The organism is Streptomyces sp. NPDC059989 (assembly GCF_042736975.1).
Classification (GTDB): domain Bacteria; phylum Actinomycetota; class Actinomycetes; order Streptomycetales; family Streptomycetaceae; genus Streptomyces.
This window is the reverse complement of the sequence record NZ_JBHWUO010000024.1, coordinates 74,694-93,276: the sequence shown is the minus strand read 5'-3', so window position 1 is coordinate 93,276 and position 18,583 is coordinate 74,694. Positions and strand designations below refer to the sequence as shown.

Here is an 18,583-nt window from a genome sequence, read left to right as displayed (position 1 = left end):
CGATGACCAACCATACGACCGCCCCCCTGACACTCGCGGTGATCGGCACCGGACCGCGCGGGATTTCGGTCCTGGAGAGCCTCGCCGTCCAGCTGGCCGCGTCGGATCCGGCGCGCCCGGTACGGATCCACGCCATCGATGGTGTCGAAGTGGGCGCCGGCCGTGTCTGGCGCACCGACCAGGACGACTGGTACACGATGAACACCGTGGCCGGCCAGATCACCATGTACTCCGGCAGCCCGGACGGCGGCCCGTGGCGGCCCGGAGCCGGCCCCTCCCTGGAGGAGTGGTCGCGCGCCGAGCCGGGTGAGGTCCCGCTCCACACGGACGGCTACGCCACCCGCCGCACCTACGGGCGCTACCTGCGGTCGGTCTACCGGACCATCGAGGAGCACCTGCCCGCCCATGTCGAGCTCATCGGCACGAAGGCCCGTATCACCTCGCTCGCCGCACGCCCGGTGGGCGGCTGGTTCCTCGAAGTCGACGCCCCGCCCCACCTGATCGCCGCCGACCAGGTGCTGCTGGCCACCGGCCACCCGAGGAACACCCCCGACGCCTTCGAGCAGCGGATGCTCGACTTCGCCGCCGGACAAGGCGGCCGCGTCCGGTACGTGTGCGGCGACTCCGCCGCCGACATGGACCTGGACGAGAGCACCGTCGCACCGGGCAGCACGGTGGCGATCCGCGGCCTCGGCCTCTCCTTCTACGACGTGATGCTCGCGCTCACGGTCGGCCGTGGCGGGGAGTTCAAGCGGACCGCCCGAGGAGACCTCACTTACCTGGCGAGCGGCCGCGAGCCGCACATCGTGGCCGGCTCCCGCAGCGGACTGCCGATCCCGGCGCGCGGCGTGAACCAGAAGGCTCCCGACCACACGCACCGCCCCCGGTTCCTGACGAAGGAGGCGGTCGCCCGGGCGCGCACCCGCCGTGCCGGCCGCACGGGCAGTGGCCAGTTGTCCTTCGCCGAGGACGTCTTCCCCCTGCTCCTGCTGGAGCTGGAGGAGGTCCACCGTGAGGTGTGGCGGCGCAGCGGCGCGGATGGCCCGCCCCCCGAGCTGGACCTGCGAAGGCTCGCGCGCCCCTTCGAGGGAGAGACCTTCGCCGGCCCCGGCGAGTTCACCGACCGGCTCCTCGCGCTGATGCGCGCCGACCTGGCGGAGGCCGCTCTGGGCAACAGCCACGGACCGCTGAAGGCGGCTCTCGACGTCCTGCGCGACATCCGCAACGTCGTCCGCGAGGCGGTGGACTTCGGCGGGCTGCTCCCGCGGTCCCACGAAGAGGAGTTCGTGCTGGACTTCCTTCCCGTCAACGCGTTGCTGTCCGCCGGCCCGCCCGCCGAACGGGTCGAGCAGCTGGTGGTGCTGATCGAGTCCGGAGTGGTGGAGGTGGCCGGTCCCGGGACACAGTTCACCGCCGACGAGGAGAGCGGCCGGTTCCGGGTGGGCTCCGCGCAGGTCGAGGGCTCGGTCCGGTTCGCGACCACCCTGATCGACGCCCGCATCCCGACTCCGGACCTGCACCTGGACGGTTCCGCGCTGATGACCGGCCTGGTGACCCGCGGCATCGTGTCGGAGTACTTCCGCACCGGCCCCGACACCGGGCCGCCCGTCCCGACCGGCGGCCTGAACGTGACCACGGCGCCCTTCCGGGCCATCGCGGCGGACGGCAGGGTCCACGACGGGCTCTACGCACTCGGGATACCCACCGAGCACACCCGCTGGTTCACCCAGGTCGGCAGCGGCAAGCCGGGCTTGAACACGCTGTTCCGCCAGGACGCGCAGGCCATCGCCGAGGCGATGCTGCACCCCCTCGCCCCGGCGGCCGAGCCACCGGCACCCGCCGGCCGGGCCACCGACGACCACCGGGTCCTGCTGGGCAAGGGGCAGACCTCATGACCACCTTGACCGCGACCGAGCGCTTCCGCGCCGCGCGCGACACCCTGCTGACGCACCGCACCGACCTGCAGGCCGCCCGAGCCGCCTTCGCCTGGCCCGAGCTGGTGCGGTTCAACTGGGCCCTGGACTGGTTCGACGTCGTCGCCCGCGACAACCACCGCACGGCACTGCACCTCATCGGCGACGACGGCGACACCCTGCTCACTTACGCCGCGCTGTCCCGGCGCTCGGATCAGGTCGCCCTGTGGCTCCGGGAGATCGGAGTCAGGCGCGGGGACCGGATGCTGCTCGCCCTCACCAACGTGCTGCCCCTGTGGGAGACGATCCTCGCGGCGATCAAACTCGGCGCCATCATCGTCCCCACCTACCCGAACGCTCCGCCGGCCGACCTGGCCGACCGCATCCACCGCGCGGGCATCAGCCACGTCCTCACCGAGAGCGCGCTGACGGGGAACTTCGCCGACATCTCCGGAGGGTGGACACGCATCTGCACGGGGCCGCCGGTCGCGGGCTGGGCCTCGTACGAGGACTCGTACGGCGCACCGGAGGGGCCCTTCGTACCGGGGGCGCCGACCGGGGCCGACGACCCGCTCTTCTGCTACTTCACCTCGGGCACCACGTCCAAGCCCAAGATGGTCGTCCACACCCATACGAGCTACCCGGTCGGCCACCTCTCCAGCATGTACTGGAACGGAGTCCAGCCCGGAGACGTCCACCTGAACATCTCCGCGCCCGGCTGGGCCAAGCACTCGTGGGGTTCCCTCTTCGTGCCCTGGAACGCCGAAGCCACCCTGCTCGTTCTCTCCTCACCGGAGGCCGGCCCGTCCGACATCCTCCAAGCCCTGCGCACGCGCGGCGTCACCACCTTCTGCGCACCGCCCACCGTCTGGCGCGGGATGGCGGCCGCGGGCCTGGGGAAGCGACCGGACGCCCTGCGGGAGGCCACGTCGGCGGGGGAACCGCTGGAGGCCGCGCTGATGGACCAGGTCGAGTCGTCCTGGGGCGTCGTGCTGCGCGACGGTTACGGGCAGACGGAAACGACCTGCCAGATCGGCAATCCCCCCGGGCACAGGCCCCGCCCGGGGAGCATGGGCCGGCCGATGCCCGGATACGAGGTCATCGTCGCCCAGTCGGGCAGCGGGACCCCGGCCCCTCCCGGCGTACCGGGCGAACTGTGTCTGGACCTCGCCAACCGGCCGGCCGGCATGCTCAGCGGCTACCTCGGTGACGGAGCCAAGACCGCGGCGGTCTTCGCCGGAGGCCGCTACCACACGGGCGACCTGGTCACCCAGGACGAGACCGGCGCCCTGCACTACGCGGGCCGCAGCGACGACATGTTCAAGTCCTTCGACCACCGCATCGCTCCCCTGGAGCTGGAAGCGGTCCTGTTACGCCATCCGGCGGTCAGGCAGGCCGCCGTCGTGCCCGTACCCGACCCGATCGGGATGTGGATCCCCAAGGCCTTCATCACCATGGCCCCCGGCCGGGAGGCGACGCGGGCGACCGCCCTGCAACTGCTGAGCCACGCCCAGCACGACCTCCCGGAAGAGAAGTCGGTCCGTGCCATCGAATTCGCCGAGGAACTGCCCATGACCGCCTCCGGAAAGATCCAGCGCAGCGTGCTGCGCGCGGCGCGGACCCTGGGCGGTGAGGAATTCCGTCCCGCGTGACGGAACAACCGCCGGTAGCGGCCGGTTGTTTGGAGAGAGCATGGAACACGCCGCAGGGCGCGCCATGCACAAGGCCGACCGGGGGAGCGGCCTTCTATGCAACTGCTGTGGCTCCAAACATTCATGGCCGTTTACCACACGGGGTCGTTCACCAAGGCGGCCCGCCAGTTGGGGATCACCCAGCCCACCGTGACCCAGCAGGTCCGGGGACTTGAATTGGAATTTGGCCTTCCGCTCTTCGAGCGCAGCCCGCGAGGGGTCGTGCCCACACCCAGCGCGACCGTCCTCGCCAAGGACGTCCAGGACTCTCTGAAGAACCTGAGCATCGCCATCGGCCGCCACTTCGGCGACGGGGAAGAGAACCGCCCGCTCCGGATCGGAGCAACACCGGAACTGGCCGCCGCACGGCTCATGCCCGCGTTATCCCGGCTGGCGGCAGGCGGAATGGACATCAAGACGTCGGTCGGAGTGAGCTACGAACTCCTCGACCGCCTCTCCGAGGGCTTCCTCGACCTGGTCGTCTCCACGATCCGGCCGCGTAGACGCGGACTGGAGGCGACCCCCCTGGCCGACGAGGAACTCATTCTCGCCGCCTCGCCCTCGATGGCACAGGAGATGTTCCCGCAGGGGGTGACCGAGGACGACGTGGATCTCGTCTCCAAGGCCCCGCTCATCGCGTACGCCGAAACGCTGCCGCTGATCCGGCAGTACTGGAAGGACGTCTTCGACGCCACGCCGACGGCGGCGCCCAGCGTCGTCGTACCGGACCTGCGCGCCGTCATGTCCGCCGTCATCTCCTCGGCGGGCATCTCGGTCCTGCCGCGCTGCCTGTGCTCGGCCGCCCTCTCCTCGGGGGCCCTCGTCACCCTCCTGGAACCGGAACTGCCACCCATCAACACCCTATACCTGGTGGTCCAGTCCGGAACCCTGGCCGACTACCGCCTCTCACAGGTCCACAGCCAGCTCCTGCGCAGCGCCCAGATGTGGGCCTGAGCCGCAGCCCCGCGCGAAGCCGCGCCGCAACGATGGTTGCGGGTGCCGGCTGTGTGTTCTGGTTGAACCCGCTGGGCCGTGGGACGAGGTCTGTGCCCACCGGCCCAGCGGGTTGCGCCTGGCACCGTCGGCGGCGCTGCCGATCGTTGGACGGCCGCTGTCACGGGTAGCGGCAGTGAAAGATTCCCCAGCTCGTGAGGCCGCTGCGGCATGCCTCCACCCAGAGCGGGAGATTCTCCAGGAGCCCCTCCAGATAGGCGGGGCGGATGACGCTGCCGAGTTCCCCCACGCGCTGCCCGGTCTCCTCGGTCAGGCGGAGGTAGTGGGTGAGCATCTGGTCGGTGCGGTCGTCGAAGTCGATGCGGCTCAGACCGAGTCCAGTGATCGTCCGACGGTAGAAGGCGGGAGTGGCGAACCCCTCCACCTCAAGGCGGGCCACCGCACGTCGCAACGCGTCGGGAGGGGCTGTGTCGGCTGCCATCAGATCGGTGAAGACCATCTCTCCCCCGGTCTTGAGGACGCGAACGGCCTCGCCGAGGAGCTGTTCGCGGTCGCCGCTGTGGCAGAAGGCCTCCTGTGACCAGACGACGTCGAAGTGGTCTTCGGGGCAGGGGATGTCCTGGAAGGATCCGGTGACGACCTCGATGAGCCCGTCCAGGCCCCGCTCGGCGTTGGTCCGGCGGTGGCGGTGGTTCTGCGATTCGCTGATGTTCAGCGCCACCACCTTGCAGCCGAACGTCCCGGCCAGGTAACGGGCGGGGCCGCCGTATCCGGAGCCCAGGTCCAGCACCGTGCTCCCCGGAGCGAGGCGGCCGGCGACCTTCGCCGCGGCCAGCTCCACCGTCCGCCTGGAGGCCACTGCGACCGACTCGTGCCGGTCGGTGTATACACCGGTGTGGATGTCCTCCCCGCCCCACACCTCGGCATAGAAGGCATCGACATCACCCGTCCCGTAGTAGCGGCGCGCCGCCACCTCGGCCCTCGCCGCACTCTCAGAACTCACAGCCGCCACCCCGCCGTCCGGATCCGGAACCGCCTGCCTGCCTGCCTGCCTGCCGGCCTGCCTGCTCAAAGCCACCCAGGTACCTCACCGTGACATTAGCCGGGCATCCCACAAGAAGTCAGGAACACCAAACCGGCCACCCCGCCTGCCGGGCCCGCCCCGGCGGGGGCGCGGAAGCCGGGGACCCTGCTCTCCGGCATTACCTGGTGGGCGGGCTCACAGGGTGCTGAAGGTCCAGGATGACCGCGGTTCCGGCCACGGATCGGTCCTCGTACATGGTGATCACCTGGCCGACCTGAAGATGTCGCCACTGTGAGGCATCGAGGGGAGCGAGTCGTACCGAGGCTCGCCCACCCGGCTCCAGGAAGGGCGTGAGCTCCACCCAGAGGCGTGCGATGTCGAGCACCGTTTCGCCGGTCGGGGTTCGGTTTCCGATGTTCCACATCGGCCTCAGGACGCCGGCTCCGGCAATGGGCGTCTGCCGTCGGGCTTCGGCAGCCGGACGGAGCGTGAGGTCGGCTCGGATGATGCCGTTTCGGGTCTCGTAGCTGCGCCAATGACACCAGGCCGCACTGGTCTCGAGCCGCATCTGCTCGGCGGCTGTAGCCAGGGTTTCCCAGAAGCCGAGGGGAAGCGGCTCGACGCCGCCGAGTTCCTCCAGCAGGCCGAGAGCCACTTCCCACTCGTCATGGGCGAGGTGGTCCCAGACGTCGTTCACCGTGATGTCGTTCTCGGTCGCGGTCTCTTCGGGCACCAGCAGGGAAGCGGCTTCCAGCAGCTTGGGGACGTCCATGCCTTGATTCTGGACCTCATGCCCGCCCTGGGACGACGTCATCCTTCGGCGGCGTCCTCGTCCTCCCAGCGGAGCAGGTCGCCCGGCTGGCACTGGAGCACCTCGCAGAGCGCGGCGAGCGTCGCGAACCGTACCGCCTTGGCGCGGCCGTTCTTGAGTACGGCCAGGTTGGCGGGCGTGATTCCCACCCGGTCCGCGAGCTCGCCCACGGACATCTTCCGCCTGGCCAGCATCACGTCGATGTCGACGGCGATGGGCATCAGATCACCTCGTCCAACTCGGCCCGCATCTGCGCCGCTTCGACGTCGCGCGCGACGGCCTGGGCGAGCAGCATCCGCAGCACGAGCACGATGAGCGCGACCCCGAGAATGGCCAGGCCCACTCCGCCCATGATGACGGTGACGCCCGGGTCTTCCCGCTGGCCCGGCGCATTGATGGCCGTGACCGCGAACCACAACAGGGCAGCCGCCACGATCGCGCCGATCACGGCGTCCACGTACCGGAAGGCGGCGTGTGAGAACACGGTTCCGCGTCGCACCATCGTCACCAGCCGCCATACGCAGACCAGGGCGACCTGCGCCGACACCATGCCCAGGATCACGATCACGCGCAGCGGGGTCAGCGGGAGCGACCCGTCCTCCGGGTCGGTGGCCAACGCCCACACCATCAGTGCCTGTACGAATACGGTGCCGGTGAGCACCACCGCGAGCACGGCGCGCAGCGCGCGCACTGTCAGCTTCCCCATGACCCATCCTTCCATCGACTCACGATGGGAATCTATCGATTTTCGATAGATGAAGCAAGGGCTCACTTCGCCAGCAGGTCGACCATCCGGCGCATCACGGGCACGGGCAGTGCGGGGTTTACGGCGGCCGCACCGGCGGTGTGGGAGTCGAGCAGCAGCCGGAGCAGGACGTCCTGCGGGAGGGCGGGATTGCGGGCGGCGAGGGCCCGCACGGAGGCGTCCGGGTCCTCGAGCAGGCGTACCGCGTCCGAGGGAGCGAGCCTCGGGTCCTGCGCCGCGTCCTCCCGGACCTCCTCGGACTCGTCCCGGCTGAACTCCTCGACCAGCTCGGGCGTGGATTCGGGATCGCTCAGGGCGAGTCGGCGGAGCCTCGGGTTCGGGTCGCCGGCGTAGCGGAGGAGTCCGGCGCACGGGAAGTTCGGGTGGGTGCGTGGGCGCCCGGGGAAGCTGAGGCTGCCGGTCCACCAGTGCCAGACCTCCAGGAGCATGTCCGGCGGCGCGTCGTCGCAGGACTCGGCGAGGAAGAGCCGCACCACCCGGTCCTCATCCTTGGCGAGGCGCGCGACGACGTCCGGTGGCAGGTTTCGGGCGCGGGCGACGCTGCTGCGTACGTGGGGATGGCTGGAGGCGGCGAGCCGGCGCATGGCCTCAGGGTCTTCGTGAAGGTCGGCGACCCAGAGCAGGACCATCGAGCGCCCGTCGCTCGGATCGAATTCGAGGCGGATGGCGGCCCGCTGCTCCTCGGTCAGGTCGGCCCGCACGGCGAGGGTGTGCCGGACCTCCCCGTCCTCGTCTTCGGCGAGGACTGCGATGGCCGCCGGGTCGAGACGGGGGCTCTCCGCCAGCCTCTCCCGGACTTCCTGAACCCCGTGCGCCGCGAGCCACGTTGCCAGTCCGGGCTCGAGGCGACAGATGTCGAGGGCCCGGCCGGCCGTGCCACCGAGCCGCTCGAAGCCGGCCGCATCCAGGGGGTGGTCCTGGTGGTGGCGGAGCCGGGCGGCGGTACGGACGTGCTGGTCGGAGTCGGCGAGCAGCCGTTCCCGTGCGGGCGGTGGGATATGGGGCCAGGCGGGGTCGCAGGCGGCGGCCCGGACGGCGGGAACGGGATCGGCGGCGAGGGCACGGAGCAGGATCACGGGCAGTCCGCTCAGCCCGGCGGCCTCGGCCCGGACCGACGGGGACTCGTCGGCGGCGAGCGCCTCGCACTCGGCGACGGACAGCGCTGCGCCCGCCCACACGGCCGCCTCCACGAGAAGAGCCCGGCGCGCACCGCTCGTCTCCGCCAGGAGGAGTCGGTTCCACTGGTCCGCGGTCAAGTCGTGTCTCGCCTCGACGAGCCGGCCCCGTACGTTCCGGTCAGGGTGGGCGACCGCGGCATCGAGGACCACGGCCGGAAGGTCCTGGCGCCACAGGAAACCGGGAGCAACGTCGAGCAGCCGGACCAGCAGGTCCTCAGGAGCCGCCCGGTTGTAGCCCAAGGATCCCCAGCCGTGGACCGGCCACACCACGTCGTCGAATGTCATGAGCACCATCCTGCCTGGCCGGCGGCCGACCCCGCTCCCATGGCCGTGTCCGCTGCGGGCCCTTGCACGCGAGTGTCTCGTCGCACCCGCGCGGAACGGCTTCAGGCCCGGAGCCTGGCCTCCGCCAGGGCGTCCTTGACCTCACGCACCACGCGGGCCGCGTCCTCGGGGTTGTTCACCACATCCGTGTGGTTCATGTCGACGACGAGGACCTCGCTGGCCGAGTAGTGCTTGTGCACCCAGTCGTCGTAGCCGGACCACAGCGTCCGGTAGTACTCGACGAGGCTCTCGTCCTGCTCGAAATCGCGGCCCCGCAGCCCGATGCGATGCAGCACCGTCTCGAAGTCCGCCTTGAGGTAGACCATGAGATCGGGTGCCTTGCGGTACGGCAGGCCGTCGATTTCGCGCATCATCTCGTCGAGCAGTCCCTCGTACACCCGCATTTCGAGGGAGCTGATCCGGCCCAGGTCGTGGTTGACCTTGGCGAAGTACCAGTCCTCGTAGATGGACCGGTCGAGGACGTTGTCGCCCTGCTTGTACGCGTCCTTGATCGAGGCGAACCGCGTCTGCAGGAAGTAGAGCTGGAGCAGGAAGGGGTAGCGCTTCGCCTGGATCTCCTCGGGGCTCGCCGTGTAGAAGAGCGGAAGGATCGGATTGTCTTCCACGCTCTCGTAGAAGACCTCGCTACCCAGCTCCTTGGCGAGCAGCTCGGCCACGCTCGTCTTCCCGATTCCGATCATGCCTCCGACGCAGATCACCGGCATACCTCACTTCTCCCTGGGGCTCTTCTGTTCACGGGGGGGCTGGGCGTCCCACCGCTGATACGCGTGGCGGCGGTCACTGGATTCCCCGGGATCTTCATGATCGGCGTCATGTGGTCCCCGTCTCCCCGTCCGGACGAAGGCCCCGACGCGCCCTCCCCGACCGGCGGCACTGACCGTAACGCGGTTGCCGCGTACAGCGACGAGCCACCGCCCGCGGCCGCCTCGAAGCATAAATGACGCCCCGCCCCACACCGGCCAGAGCACCGGCACACTCCTCACCTCGCTCTCCGGCGCCATCACCGTCGCCCCCCTCTTCTCCCCCACGCGAGGGAGGCGGGTGGCCCGCGCGGCGGATGTGACCGGTATGAGTGCTGGGGATTCTTGAGTGTCGGCAACGCGGAACCGGAGGTCACGGTGGCTGTTCCTACGCAATCACACACCCACACCGCCTCCAGCCCGCCGTTGCGGGACGCGGGGTGGGGGGTGTGGGCGCGGCGCTGGCCCACGTGGGTACCGCACGCGGCCGCGGTGTGGGGCGTGTTGTTCGCAGTAGTCCAGGTCACATGGGCCGCATCCGGCGCCACCGTGCCCTGGTCGCCGGATGCCGCGTACGCGCCGACGGTCCAGCTCCTCCTGGCGGCCCTCGCCGTCCTGGCTGCCGCGGCCTGCCTGGCCACTACCCGAACGCTTGCCAGGCCCGGCCGAGTGACGATGGCAGCGGCACTGATCCTGACGGTCCCCGTGTTCGTGATGGGCATGGTCAGCCTGCCGGCGCATTTCGTGACGTTGGCGTCGTTCTCCGGGGTGGAGAGTGTCACCGGCCTGGCGCATGTCCTGTTGAGCGCGGTGGGCTCCGCTCTTCTCATCCTCGTCGCGGTGTCGTACCGCCGACGGATGCGAGGCAGGTGCCCTCGGTGCGGACAGAACCACTCGGGCGGTTTTGACGGTGCGCTCGCCCACCCTGACCCCTCCCGCGCCTCGAAGCGAACCCGGGTCGCGGTCTTCCTGCTGATGTGCGGGCTCCTGCCGTGGGCGGGGGTCAAGACCATCTGGACGCTGGGTGGCGATGCGATCGGCGTCACGGCCCACGGGTGGCGGGAGATGAACGCAGGCGAGTCGGAACTCGCAAAGGACCTTGCGTCGGTGGGAATCGATGTCACCGTGCTGGCCGCGATGACCGCGATCTTCCTCCTGCTAGGACTGCTCTACCCCTGGGGACAAGCGTTCCCCCGATGGACCCTGATCCTCTCCGGGCGGCGAGTCCCACGCCTACTGCCCTTGCTGCCGGCGTGGTTGAGCTCCGTTGGCCTGTCGGTGTACGGAGTCTTCCTGCTGATCTACGCCTCGCTCAGCGCGACCGGGGTGGTGCCGAAGCCGAAACCGTCGGGGGCGTTCACCACCGGTTCCGGGATCACCTGGATGATCGCCTTCGGCGGTCTGGCCTTCGCCGGCCTGGGCTTCGGCCTCATCGCGGCCGCCCGTTCCTACTCTGCCCGGACCCTCCCCATCTGTGCCGGTGCCGCCGCCCGCGTACCGGCACCGCCGGCGTAGCGATCGAGCTCCGCCGGCCGCCGGCGGCGCGATCACGATCTACGGCTGGATCAGGTGGCCCAGGGCAGTCGTACGGCCTCGATTTCGGTGTCCTTGAGGAGGGCATCGACGAGCGGTGCTGGGCCGGCAACCTTGGTGGCCCGCAGGTCGTAGTCCGTGCAGAGGACCCAGGACCGGTCCTGAGCCCAGAAGTTGGTCGGGCTGGTGAACTCCCCGTCGGGGTGGTCGTACAGGGCCTCGGCGTCTGCGAGCCGGCCGGCCCGGACGCGCAGGTTGTCGAAATCCTGCTCCTCGAGCCCGAGCACCAGCGGGGTGTAGTAGGCGAGGCAGCGGGTGTCCTCACCCTGCGGACTGTGCTCGAGGAGGATCTCGACCAGCCGGTTCCAGTCGGCACGGTCCATGCTGCCCTCGGACGGCGACGCAATGCCGACCGGCCAGCCGCCCGTCATCTTGGTGCGGAGCGAAGGGAAGAGGTCGTAGCCGGGCAGGTGCCCCTCGGGCGCCACGGGATCACCGGTCCGCCGTGCGAGCTCCGCCCACCGCAGGCGGCGCCAGCGTGGCCCGGGGTGCTCGCCCGCGCTCATGGCGAATACGTCCGAGGGGTCGACGAACACCTCCGCGGGGTCGAGGCCCGGGATGATCTCGGGTCCGGTGCTGCCGCCGATCAGGAAGGCCTGTCGGTACTCGACGTACGACATGTCGGTCGGCCCGAGTTCGTGTTCGTACATGGAGTGGAGCACCCAGGCGGCGTCGGGCAGCGCAGGCGGCATGAACCCGGTGATCCCGTGGTCGTCGGCAAGTGCGCGCAGCCAATCGGCCTCCTCGGAAGCGGCGACCGCCCGGTGGCCAGAGCGGCGGATGTCTCGTACATCCGCTCAGGGTCTCACCCGCGCCGAGCGCCGCTGCCGGCACCTCCCCGGGCGGTCAGCCGATCGGCTGCCGGGACTCGGCCCGCACCTTCAGGGTGGTCTCGGCGACCTTGGCCAAGTCGACGGACCCGGGCTTCTGCTGCGCGATCTCCGGGGTGAAGACGCCGACCGAGGCGCCGGTGTTCCCATCCGCCCAGGCGCACATCGGCAGGGAGCTCTCGGCACCGCCCTGCCTCATGGTCAGCACCTGGCAGGACACGGTGACGTCGGAACCGGCGGGCGTGATGTCCCTGGCGGGGACCGCCAGGGACGCGCCTTCGGCGTCCGCCGCGCCGTCCAGCATCTTCCTGCGGGCGCCCTCGGGGTCCTTGAACTGGCCGTACATCCCGGAAATGACCAGGGCGCTCACTCCCTTCGGGGAGTTGGAGGTGTACTGGCCGACGACCGGCTTCGGATTGCGGATCTTCGAGTCGAAGGTGCCCTTCAGGGCCTTCTTGCCCTCGGTCTCCGAAAGGTCCTGGACCAGCTCGTACTTGCCGTCCAGCATGGTCTTGGGAACGGTGAGCCGGTACTGGGCCTCGGGGAAGCCGGCTCCGCTCGCCAGGGAACCGGCGCCCGTCAGCAGGTTCACGCCGAATCCGAGCGCGCCGAGCGCCACGAGCGAGCCGGCGACGATCCCGATCACCAGGCCCGTCCGCCTCTTGGGCGGCGGGCCCATCGGGGGCTGGCCCCACCCTCCTGGACCGGGGTACGGCTGCGGCGGGTGGGGGTGCCCCGGGTACGGCTGCTGGTGCGGGTGGGCTGAGGACTGCGGGGCGTGCGGGTGTCCACCGTACGGATTCGGGGGCTGCGGGGACCCGTAGGGGCCAGGGGGCTGCGGCATGCTCATGCCCGAACGCTACGTCAGCCCTGCGTGCCGGAGCCGATCCAGGGTGCGCCGGACGCCGTTCCTCGAGCTATAGCCATGTCTGGGTCACCACCTCGATCCCCGTCATCGGAAGGCCTCCGCCCCTGCCCGGCCTTCACCGCGCCGCACCCCGACTACCCTCAACTGCGAGAAGCCACTTCAGGAGCGGGCGATGGACAACGAGATTCAGCTGATCAGTGACGGTGATGGACTGGCGGTCATCGGGAATGCGGCGGATGTCGAACGCTTCCTCGTCTCGGAGGGACTGTCGTCGAAGGACCTCGGACTGCAACGGCTCAAGTCCGTTGTCGGTACCGGGGCTGTAGTCGCGCAGGCAGGTTCGGAGATTGCCGCCCACTCCGGTCGCTGGGTGAAGCTGACTCGGGAGTCGGCACAGCTCGTCAAGAAATACGGGCTGAGGGAAAGCTCGAAGACGGGTCTCAGTACAGGTGTCGTGAAGGGGCACAAGGGCCAGGTCAGGGGATTCGTCGAGTTCGCGAAGGGGCGCCGATCGCCTCTGACGAACCCGGCGAATCTTGCTGGTGCCGCGGGGATCATGGCGCAGGTTGCGATGCAACAGACCATGGGCGAGATCACCGCCTATCTCGCCACGATCGAAGAGAAGGTCGACGACGTGCTGCGCGCCCAGAAGGACGCTGTGTTGGCCCGCGTGATCGGAGTGGGTTTCGTCATCGAGGAGGCCGTGACAGTCCGAGAGAAGCGGGGCAGGGTCGACGAGGTTACGTGGTCGAAGGTGCAGGCCGCGCCGGCGACGATCGCGGAAACCCAGGCGTACGCACTGCGCCAACTCGACGCACTCGCCGAGAAGATGGAGCGCAAGACCAAGATCGGTGATCTCGCCACGGTGGCCAAGGAAGCCGAGTCCAGGGTTCGGGAGTGGCTCGCTGTTCTGGCGCGATGCTTCCAACTGCAGGACGCGATGGCCGTGCTCGAACTCGACCGGGTGCTGGACGCGTCTCCGGAGGAGCTGGACGGGCATCGCCTCGGACTGAAGGCTGCCCGGCAGGGCCGGCTGGAACACATCTCGCGCAGCACCGAGCGTCTGGTGGCCAGGATGAATGCGGCGGCCGGCACGGCCAACGCGAAGGTGTTGCTGCACCCGACCAAGTCTCCGGCTGTCGTCCAGTCGAGCAACCATGTCGCAAGCGGCGTCTACGACTTCCACGGGCGGCTCGGGATTGAGTCCGGTCGCCAGTCATCGGAGGGGAGACGATGGGTGGACGCGGCCGCGGAGGCGAGGGACAAGGCGCTCGAGACGGGAGCGAAGGGCCTCGATGCCGCCAGAAGCCTCGGCAACGAGACCCTCGACCGGGCCGGCTCGGTAAAGGGCAAACTCTCCAGCGGGATCGCCGGGCGAGCGCGTCGTCTGCGCGGGGACGAAGGGGAACGCGACGACGAGGACGGCTGAGTGAGCGCCGGTCGTCAGCCGCGCGTACAGCCCGACTGCACTCTCAACTGCGAAGAGCCCGATATCGTCCTGGCATGACACGTGAGTTCGATTTGGTGCGGGCGCTCGCTGCGGGTGTTGAAGGCCGCAGAGGTGCCTGGGAGTTCATCCGCCGGTTCGTTGCGAACTGGTCGGTCGCGCTTGGTGATGGCGACGGCTGGGACGAGGCGGATCTCGTGGCCGCGGAGGAGAGGCTCGGCTTCCGGCTGCCGCCGGCGCTTCGAGAGGCGTATCTGCTGCTCGGCCGCCGCCGGGACCTGACCGGCAACCATGACGTCCTGCTCGGCCCGTCCGAGTTGTATGTGGACGAGGCCAAGGAAGCGCTGGTCTTCCGGCATGAGAACCAGGGGGCCTCTTCCTGGGGCATCCTCCTCGACGAGCTGATGGACGAAGACCCTGCCGTCTTCATCAGAGCCGACTTGGCCGACAAGGCTGCCGAACACTGGGAGAGCTGGCTGGAGCGGCTGTCCCTGTGCTTCATCGAGATCGTGCTGTCGGAATCCCTGCAGGCCGATGACGAGCTCTGCGACTTCCTGAGCGACTTCGACGACTCCGGCGTTGACCTGCTGGAACGGAATTGCATCCGGCTGCCGTTCCCGGCCTATCCGATGGGCGACGAAGAGCACGCCATCCGCTGGTTCCTGGGCCATGACGTGCTCCTGCGAGACGACGACGGCACGGCTCTGCTGGCACGTGGCCGCACCGAAGCAGCCCTCGACGCCATGCGTGACCTGCTCCCGGGCGATTGGCTGAACGACTTCCGGTAGATCATGCTCCGACTTCTGTCAGCCGCCCGGCGCGGCGCCAGTGATCGTGCTCGGTCGTCTGCGGGGAGTCAGTCGGCCGCGGCCCGCTGCTCGGCGGGTGATCTCCTGGTTCGCACGAACACCGCAATCTGGCAGTCGGCGAACATCCGGCTCCCTGGTGGAGCCTCCGGCTTGATCGGTCCTCGGCCATCGCCCCCTTCATCCGGGCACCGCCTCCAGCAGCAGCGCCGGGAACCGTCGACTTCCTCAGCACCGGGGTGCTGTCAGCGCCTGCGCAACCTCTGCAGCCCGGCGCAGACTCTCCGTGGGGTGAGGCAAGCCGTCGAGCATGGCCATCCCCCTATCGAAGGCTTCCTGGGCCACCTCGTGGAAACCAAGCGGCACAGCAGCCTGTGTGATGAGGAAATATTCCTCGGTGACCCGCAGTCCCAGTCCGAGCCCCCGCCAAGGGATGGCCGGGCAGAGCGGTTGCGGTAGACCGAGATCGAGCGCCAGCTGATCGGTAGGCGGCGGTGGCGGCGGGCCGTCGAGTACGGTGAGCGTATGAGCGCGGAGTGGGCCAGTTCGGTCTGCCCCTGGCGGCGGGCCAGCGCCGTCCAGGTGAGGTTGGCCTCGTCGTGGGGATCCCGGCCGTAGTTCGACGGGTCGAAGTCGGCCGCCCACTGGGAGAGTGCCGTGCGGAGCCCGGGAAACCGCCGAATAGGAAGTGGACATCGGGGTCGGCCTCCCGCAGGGACTGCAGCAGGAGGTGGTCCTCGTCCCCGCAGGAGTGGTCAGCCCGCATCCGGACCAGATCGGCCCGGCCCGGGGCGAGGACCGCCTGCCAGAGGGGCGGACGCCGAAGGCGGTCCAGCAACTCGTACGCGCAGCCTTCGTCCGCGTTCAGCAGGAGGTACTCCGGCTCGGTCCGCAGCAGCGATTCCTGGAGCCTCCGCAACAGTTCCCGCTCGGGGAGCCGGCGCAGACCCAGCCCGCTGAGCAGCGTGGTGCGATCGGCGTCCAGCTGGGGGCCGTAGGAGCTCCGAATCTCGTCTTCACCCGGACCGTAACAGCTACCGCCACAACGGGGGGCCTAGGGTAGGGCCCGTGATGACGACCTCGTCGATACTCGGACAGTTCGATCTCTGCGCGGACAAGTCGGGGTTCCCCAACCTGGACAACGGCTACTACTACCCGGTCGATGTACGGATCCACCTGTTCGGCGACACCACCCGTTGGGCCATGGTCGCCGAGTTGCTCGGCTACAACCCTCGCGGCGCCAATCTCATCGACGTCATGTACTGCTTCGGCAACTGCCTGACACGCGGCGAGCCCGGGTTCGGTGACTTCCTGGACCGCATCGACAACATGGACGAGATCGATCCCGACGGGGACGAAGTCTTCGCCGGAGGAGTCCCGGTGGTCGTACGCGGGACTGCACTGGCATTGGATGCCGACGCCGGCACCCCTTTGCAGGACGTATTCCGTCTGCTCACACCGGCGCAAAGGGGGCTTCTGCTGGCCACGGAGGAGGAACTACGGGCCAACATCCCATCCGACCTGCCGGTGCTGCTACGGCTCGACGAGTGGCACCAGCCGGAAGACCTCTGGGAGGTCATGCCCAGTCGGCACGAAACCTTCCAGATGATCGCGGAGGTGTTGGACTCCCGGGACCCCGCCCGCTACAAGCCGACACTTCCAGCGAACACACACTGGTCTCACTGGCCGGACGCCGGAACCTTGTAGCGTCTGTCTGCCTCGCTTCCACGCCGGACGTGACCTTCGACGGCAGGAAGCCGCGTCGGTCCAGGACTCCGGCCGGCCGGCGTTCGTTCGCTGGGGCGAGGACCCCCGAGCGGCAACAGCATCGACGCCGGACGCCCGGAGCTTGCGGGCCAGGAACTCCATCTCGGGCATCGTGCCTGAGTGGGCGCCCGCCATGACCTCCCTCAGCACGGTGAGGTTGGACGACAAGCTGAGTCATGGCGAAGCTCACCGCCGCGAGGTCCTGGTCCCGGTGGCCATCCTTGTCGTCTCACCCGTGCTGCTGAGAGCTGGAGCGCCGGTCCGTCGCCGACGTTGAACGGCAGGTTCAGTGGCTGTGGCCGTCGTTGTGGGCCGGGGTTGTGGAGGCCGGCTTCGGCCGGGAGGAGACGGTCGGTGCCGGAGCGCCTGTGGTGGAGGGGCTGGTGGCGGGGGCGTGGTCGTCTGCGGCGGGCTCCTCGGCGGTGCCGTGACTGTGGCCGCCGCCGGGCGTGGTCTCCATGGATGCCGCGACCTCGCGCAGGCCGAGGAAGGCGAGCGCCGCCACCGCCAGGACGGTCAGGCCCAGGAGGCTGAAGATGCGGCGATTGGGGGTCTCGGCGTCCTTGATGACGTAGGCGATGAAGGAAACGACGATCCCGGCGGGGACGAGGACGGCGCCTCGGGCGGGGAAGTCGTCGAAGTGCTGGAGGCCGCCGCTGAGCATGCCGATGCCGAACGACAGCAGCAGCGAGGATCCGATCACCACGAGCATGCGCGCCGGTCCGGGGCGCTCGCGGGTCAGGAGGAACTCGTTGAGGACGGTCGCGGCGAGGAAGACGAGCGCGCCGTACCCGGCGATGCGGGTGTAGCGGTCGGGGTCGAGGGGGTGGTGGACGACGGCGCCGCTGATGAGGCCGGCGCCGACGAAGTAGCCGACGTAGCCGAGATAGCGGGCGGCCAGCGAACGCTTGCGGGACGAGTGGGCCTTGCGTCGGGCGGCCCGGCCGCCGGCGGGAGCGTCCGGGGCGGTCTCTGGGGTGCGGGCGTCGAAGAGCTGGGCGGAGGTCATGGGCTTGGGTTCCTTGGGTGGTGCGTGCGTGGCTCATCAGCCGGCGCACCGCCTTGGGGGCGGTCTGCGGTCGACGATGAGAATCAGGACAGATCGGGGCGAATGGCCCGGATCTATACCTGCTGCACCACTGAGCTGAGGGAACTTCGCAAGGGGGGAAGGCCGCAGGGCAGGGTCTGGGTCCAGGGCTGCGGCGTCACCGCGGCGAAGGCGCCGGTCCGCTCGTCGAGGGGAACCAGGTTGGGGCCGGGCAGGTCACAGCCCTGCTGCGGGTGGCCGGACGCGCACGCCTCCGCAGGGTGGGAGTGCCCGTCGGCATCGTCACGGCTGTCGGGCTGTCGTTCGCCATGGTGATCGGCGCCATCTCGGTCGGCGGGCGCCAGGTGGGGCACGGCGGTTGCGCCGCCGGTGACGTGCGCTGAGGCGCTGTCGGCTCCGGCGGCGTGGGTGTAGAGGAAGGCGAACAGCAGGGCGGCCAGCCACAGCAGCTGCAGCGGGCCCGCCGGTCGGCGGATCCGCGTCGCGCCGAAGGCAGCCCGGGCCGTGATCACCCGGCGACCCTATCCGGTGGCTGGAAGACGCTGTCCAGGGGCCCCGTTGTCGATCACACGAAGCGGCGATCTCGGCGGTTTCACGGGACCGGGCGCAGGCTGTCGAGGGTGACGGTGACCGGGGCGCCACTGCCTGGACGCTCGCCCCGCACGAGGACCGACCGCGCGGATCATCCCGGTCGTCGGGCCGGCCGGCTGGCTCGTCCTCCTCCTCGCATTCACGCTGCCGGCCTCGTCCGTGATTTCCGGCGCCGCGGTGCCGGCCGCCGGCCGCCGGCGCCGCTGCCTAC

At 69.7% G+C, this 18,583-nt stretch carries 17 protein-coding genes; 7 read left to right on the top strand and 10 right to left on the bottom strand.

Going from position 1 to position 18,583, the window contains the following annotated elements:
• The first annotated feature begins 2 nt into the window (after positions 1-2).
• The 3 genes from ACFWBN_RS22435 (at position 3) to ACFWBN_RS22425 (ending at position 4,558) form a co-directional block, all read left to right on the top strand.
• On the top strand, positions 3-1,895 hold the full coding sequence (locus ACFWBN_RS22435) for an FAD/NAD(P)-binding protein (protein ID WP_385178656.1): 1,893 nt from the start codon (positions 3-5) through the stop codon (positions 1,893-1,895).
• A complete protein-coding gene (locus ACFWBN_RS22430; protein ID WP_385178655.1) occupies positions 1,892-3,565 on the top strand; it encodes an AMP-binding protein in 1,674 nt (557 codons plus the stop codon). The genes ACFWBN_RS22435 and ACFWBN_RS22430 overlap by 4 nt, the downstream gene beginning before the upstream one ends.
• Positions 3,566-3,661: 96 nt before the next feature.
• A complete protein-coding gene (locus ACFWBN_RS22425; protein WP_385178654.1) occupies positions 3,662-4,558 on the top strand; it encodes a LysR family transcriptional regulator in 897 nt (298 codons plus the stop codon).
• A gap of 160 nt (positions 4,559-4,718) precedes the next feature.
• Here ACFWBN_RS22425 and ACFWBN_RS22420 read toward each other — a convergent pair whose 3' ends face one another.
• The 6 genes from ACFWBN_RS22420 to ACFWBN_RS22395 all read right to left on the bottom strand — a co-directional run bounded on the left by ACFWBN_RS22420 (position 4,719) and on the right by ACFWBN_RS22395 (position 9,386).
• Positions 4,719-5,561 (bottom strand): SAM-dependent methyltransferase, encoded by an 843-nt coding sequence (locus ACFWBN_RS22420; RefSeq protein WP_385178653.1) that lies wholly within the window; start codon positions 5,559-5,561, stop codon positions 4,719-4,721.
• Between the two features lie 199 nt (positions 5,562-5,760).
• Entirely contained in the window at positions 5,761-6,354 is a 594-nt protein-coding gene (locus ACFWBN_RS22415) for a hypothetical protein (RefSeq protein ID WP_385178652.1), read from the bottom strand.
• Between the two features lie 38 nt (positions 6,355-6,392).
• Entirely contained in the window at positions 6,393-6,614 is a 222-nt protein-coding gene (locus ACFWBN_RS22410; RefSeq protein WP_385178651.1) for a helix-turn-helix domain-containing protein, read from the bottom strand.
• Positions 6,614-7,099, bottom strand: coding sequence for a DUF2975 domain-containing protein (locus ACFWBN_RS22405; protein WP_385178650.1), 486 nt, complete (start codon positions 7,097-7,099; stop codon positions 6,614-6,616). Before ACFWBN_RS22405 ends, ACFWBN_RS22410 begins: the two co-directional genes overlap by 1 nt.
• 62 nt (positions 7,100-7,161) lie before the next feature.
• Complete coding sequence (locus ACFWBN_RS22400) at positions 7,162-8,622, bottom strand: PE-PGRS family protein (protein ID WP_385178649.1); 1,461 nt, start codon at positions 8,620-8,622, stop codon at positions 7,162-7,164.
• 101 nt (positions 8,623-8,723) lie between these two features.
• Positions 8,724-9,386 (bottom strand): deoxynucleoside kinase, encoded by a 663-nt coding sequence (locus ACFWBN_RS22395; RefSeq protein ID WP_385178648.1) that lies wholly within the window; start codon positions 9,384-9,386, stop codon positions 8,724-8,726.
• Positions 9,387-10,097: 711 nt separating this feature from the next.
• On the opposite strand from ACFWBN_RS22395, the gene ACFWBN_RS22390 reads away from it, so the two are divergent.
• Complete coding sequence (locus ACFWBN_RS22390; RefSeq protein WP_385178703.1) at positions 10,098-10,937, top strand: hypothetical protein; 840 nt, start codon at positions 10,098-10,100, stop codon at positions 10,935-10,937.
• 50 nt (positions 10,938-10,987) lie between these two features.
• Here the strand turns inward: ACFWBN_RS22390 and ACFWBN_RS22385 are convergent, their stop codons facing one another.
• On the bottom strand, positions 10,988-11,707 hold the full coding sequence (locus ACFWBN_RS22385) for a hypothetical protein (RefSeq protein WP_385178647.1): 720 nt from the start codon (positions 11,705-11,707) through the stop codon (positions 10,988-10,990).
• Positions 11,708-11,861: 154 nt separating this feature from the next.
• Positions 11,862-12,695: a hypothetical protein gene (locus ACFWBN_RS22380; RefSeq protein ID WP_385178646.1), complete on the bottom strand. Its 834-nt coding sequence runs from the start codon at positions 12,693-12,695 to the stop codon at positions 11,862-11,864.
• A 190-nt stretch (positions 12,696-12,885) separates the two neighbouring features.
• Between ACFWBN_RS22380 and ACFWBN_RS22375 the strand changes: the two genes are divergently transcribed.
• The 3 genes from ACFWBN_RS22375 to ACFWBN_RS22365 all read left to right on the top strand — a co-directional run bounded on the left by ACFWBN_RS22375 (position 12,886) and on the right by ACFWBN_RS22365 (position 16,673).
• A complete protein-coding gene (locus tag ACFWBN_RS22375; RefSeq protein WP_385178645.1) occupies positions 12,886-14,142 on the top strand; it encodes a hypothetical protein in 1,257 nt (418 codons plus the stop codon).
• A 74-nt stretch (positions 14,143-14,216) separates the two neighbouring features.
• Positions 14,217-14,948, top strand: coding sequence for an SMI1/KNR4 family protein (locus ACFWBN_RS22370; protein ID WP_385178644.1), 732 nt, complete (start codon positions 14,217-14,219; stop codon positions 14,946-14,948).
• A gap of 1,089 nt (positions 14,949-16,037) precedes the next feature.
• On the top strand, positions 16,038-16,673 hold the full coding sequence (locus ACFWBN_RS22365) for a DUF7003 family protein (RefSeq protein WP_385178702.1): 636 nt from the start codon (positions 16,038-16,040) through the stop codon (positions 16,671-16,673).
• A gap of 346 nt (positions 16,674-17,019) precedes the next feature.
• Here the strand turns inward: ACFWBN_RS22365 and ACFWBN_RS22360 are convergent, their stop codons facing one another.
• The gene (locus ACFWBN_RS22360) at positions 17,020-17,742 is read right to left on the bottom strand and encodes a hypothetical protein (RefSeq protein ID WP_385178643.1); all 723 of its coding nucleotides are present in this window, start codon (positions 17,740-17,742) and stop codon (positions 17,020-17,022) included.
• Positions 17,743-17,855: 113 nt separating this feature from the next.
• On the bottom strand, positions 17,856-18,293 hold the full coding sequence (locus ACFWBN_RS22355; protein ID WP_385178642.1) for a hypothetical protein: 438 nt from the start codon (positions 18,291-18,293) through the stop codon (positions 17,856-17,858).
• Between the last annotated feature and the right edge of the window lie 290 nt (positions 18,294-18,583).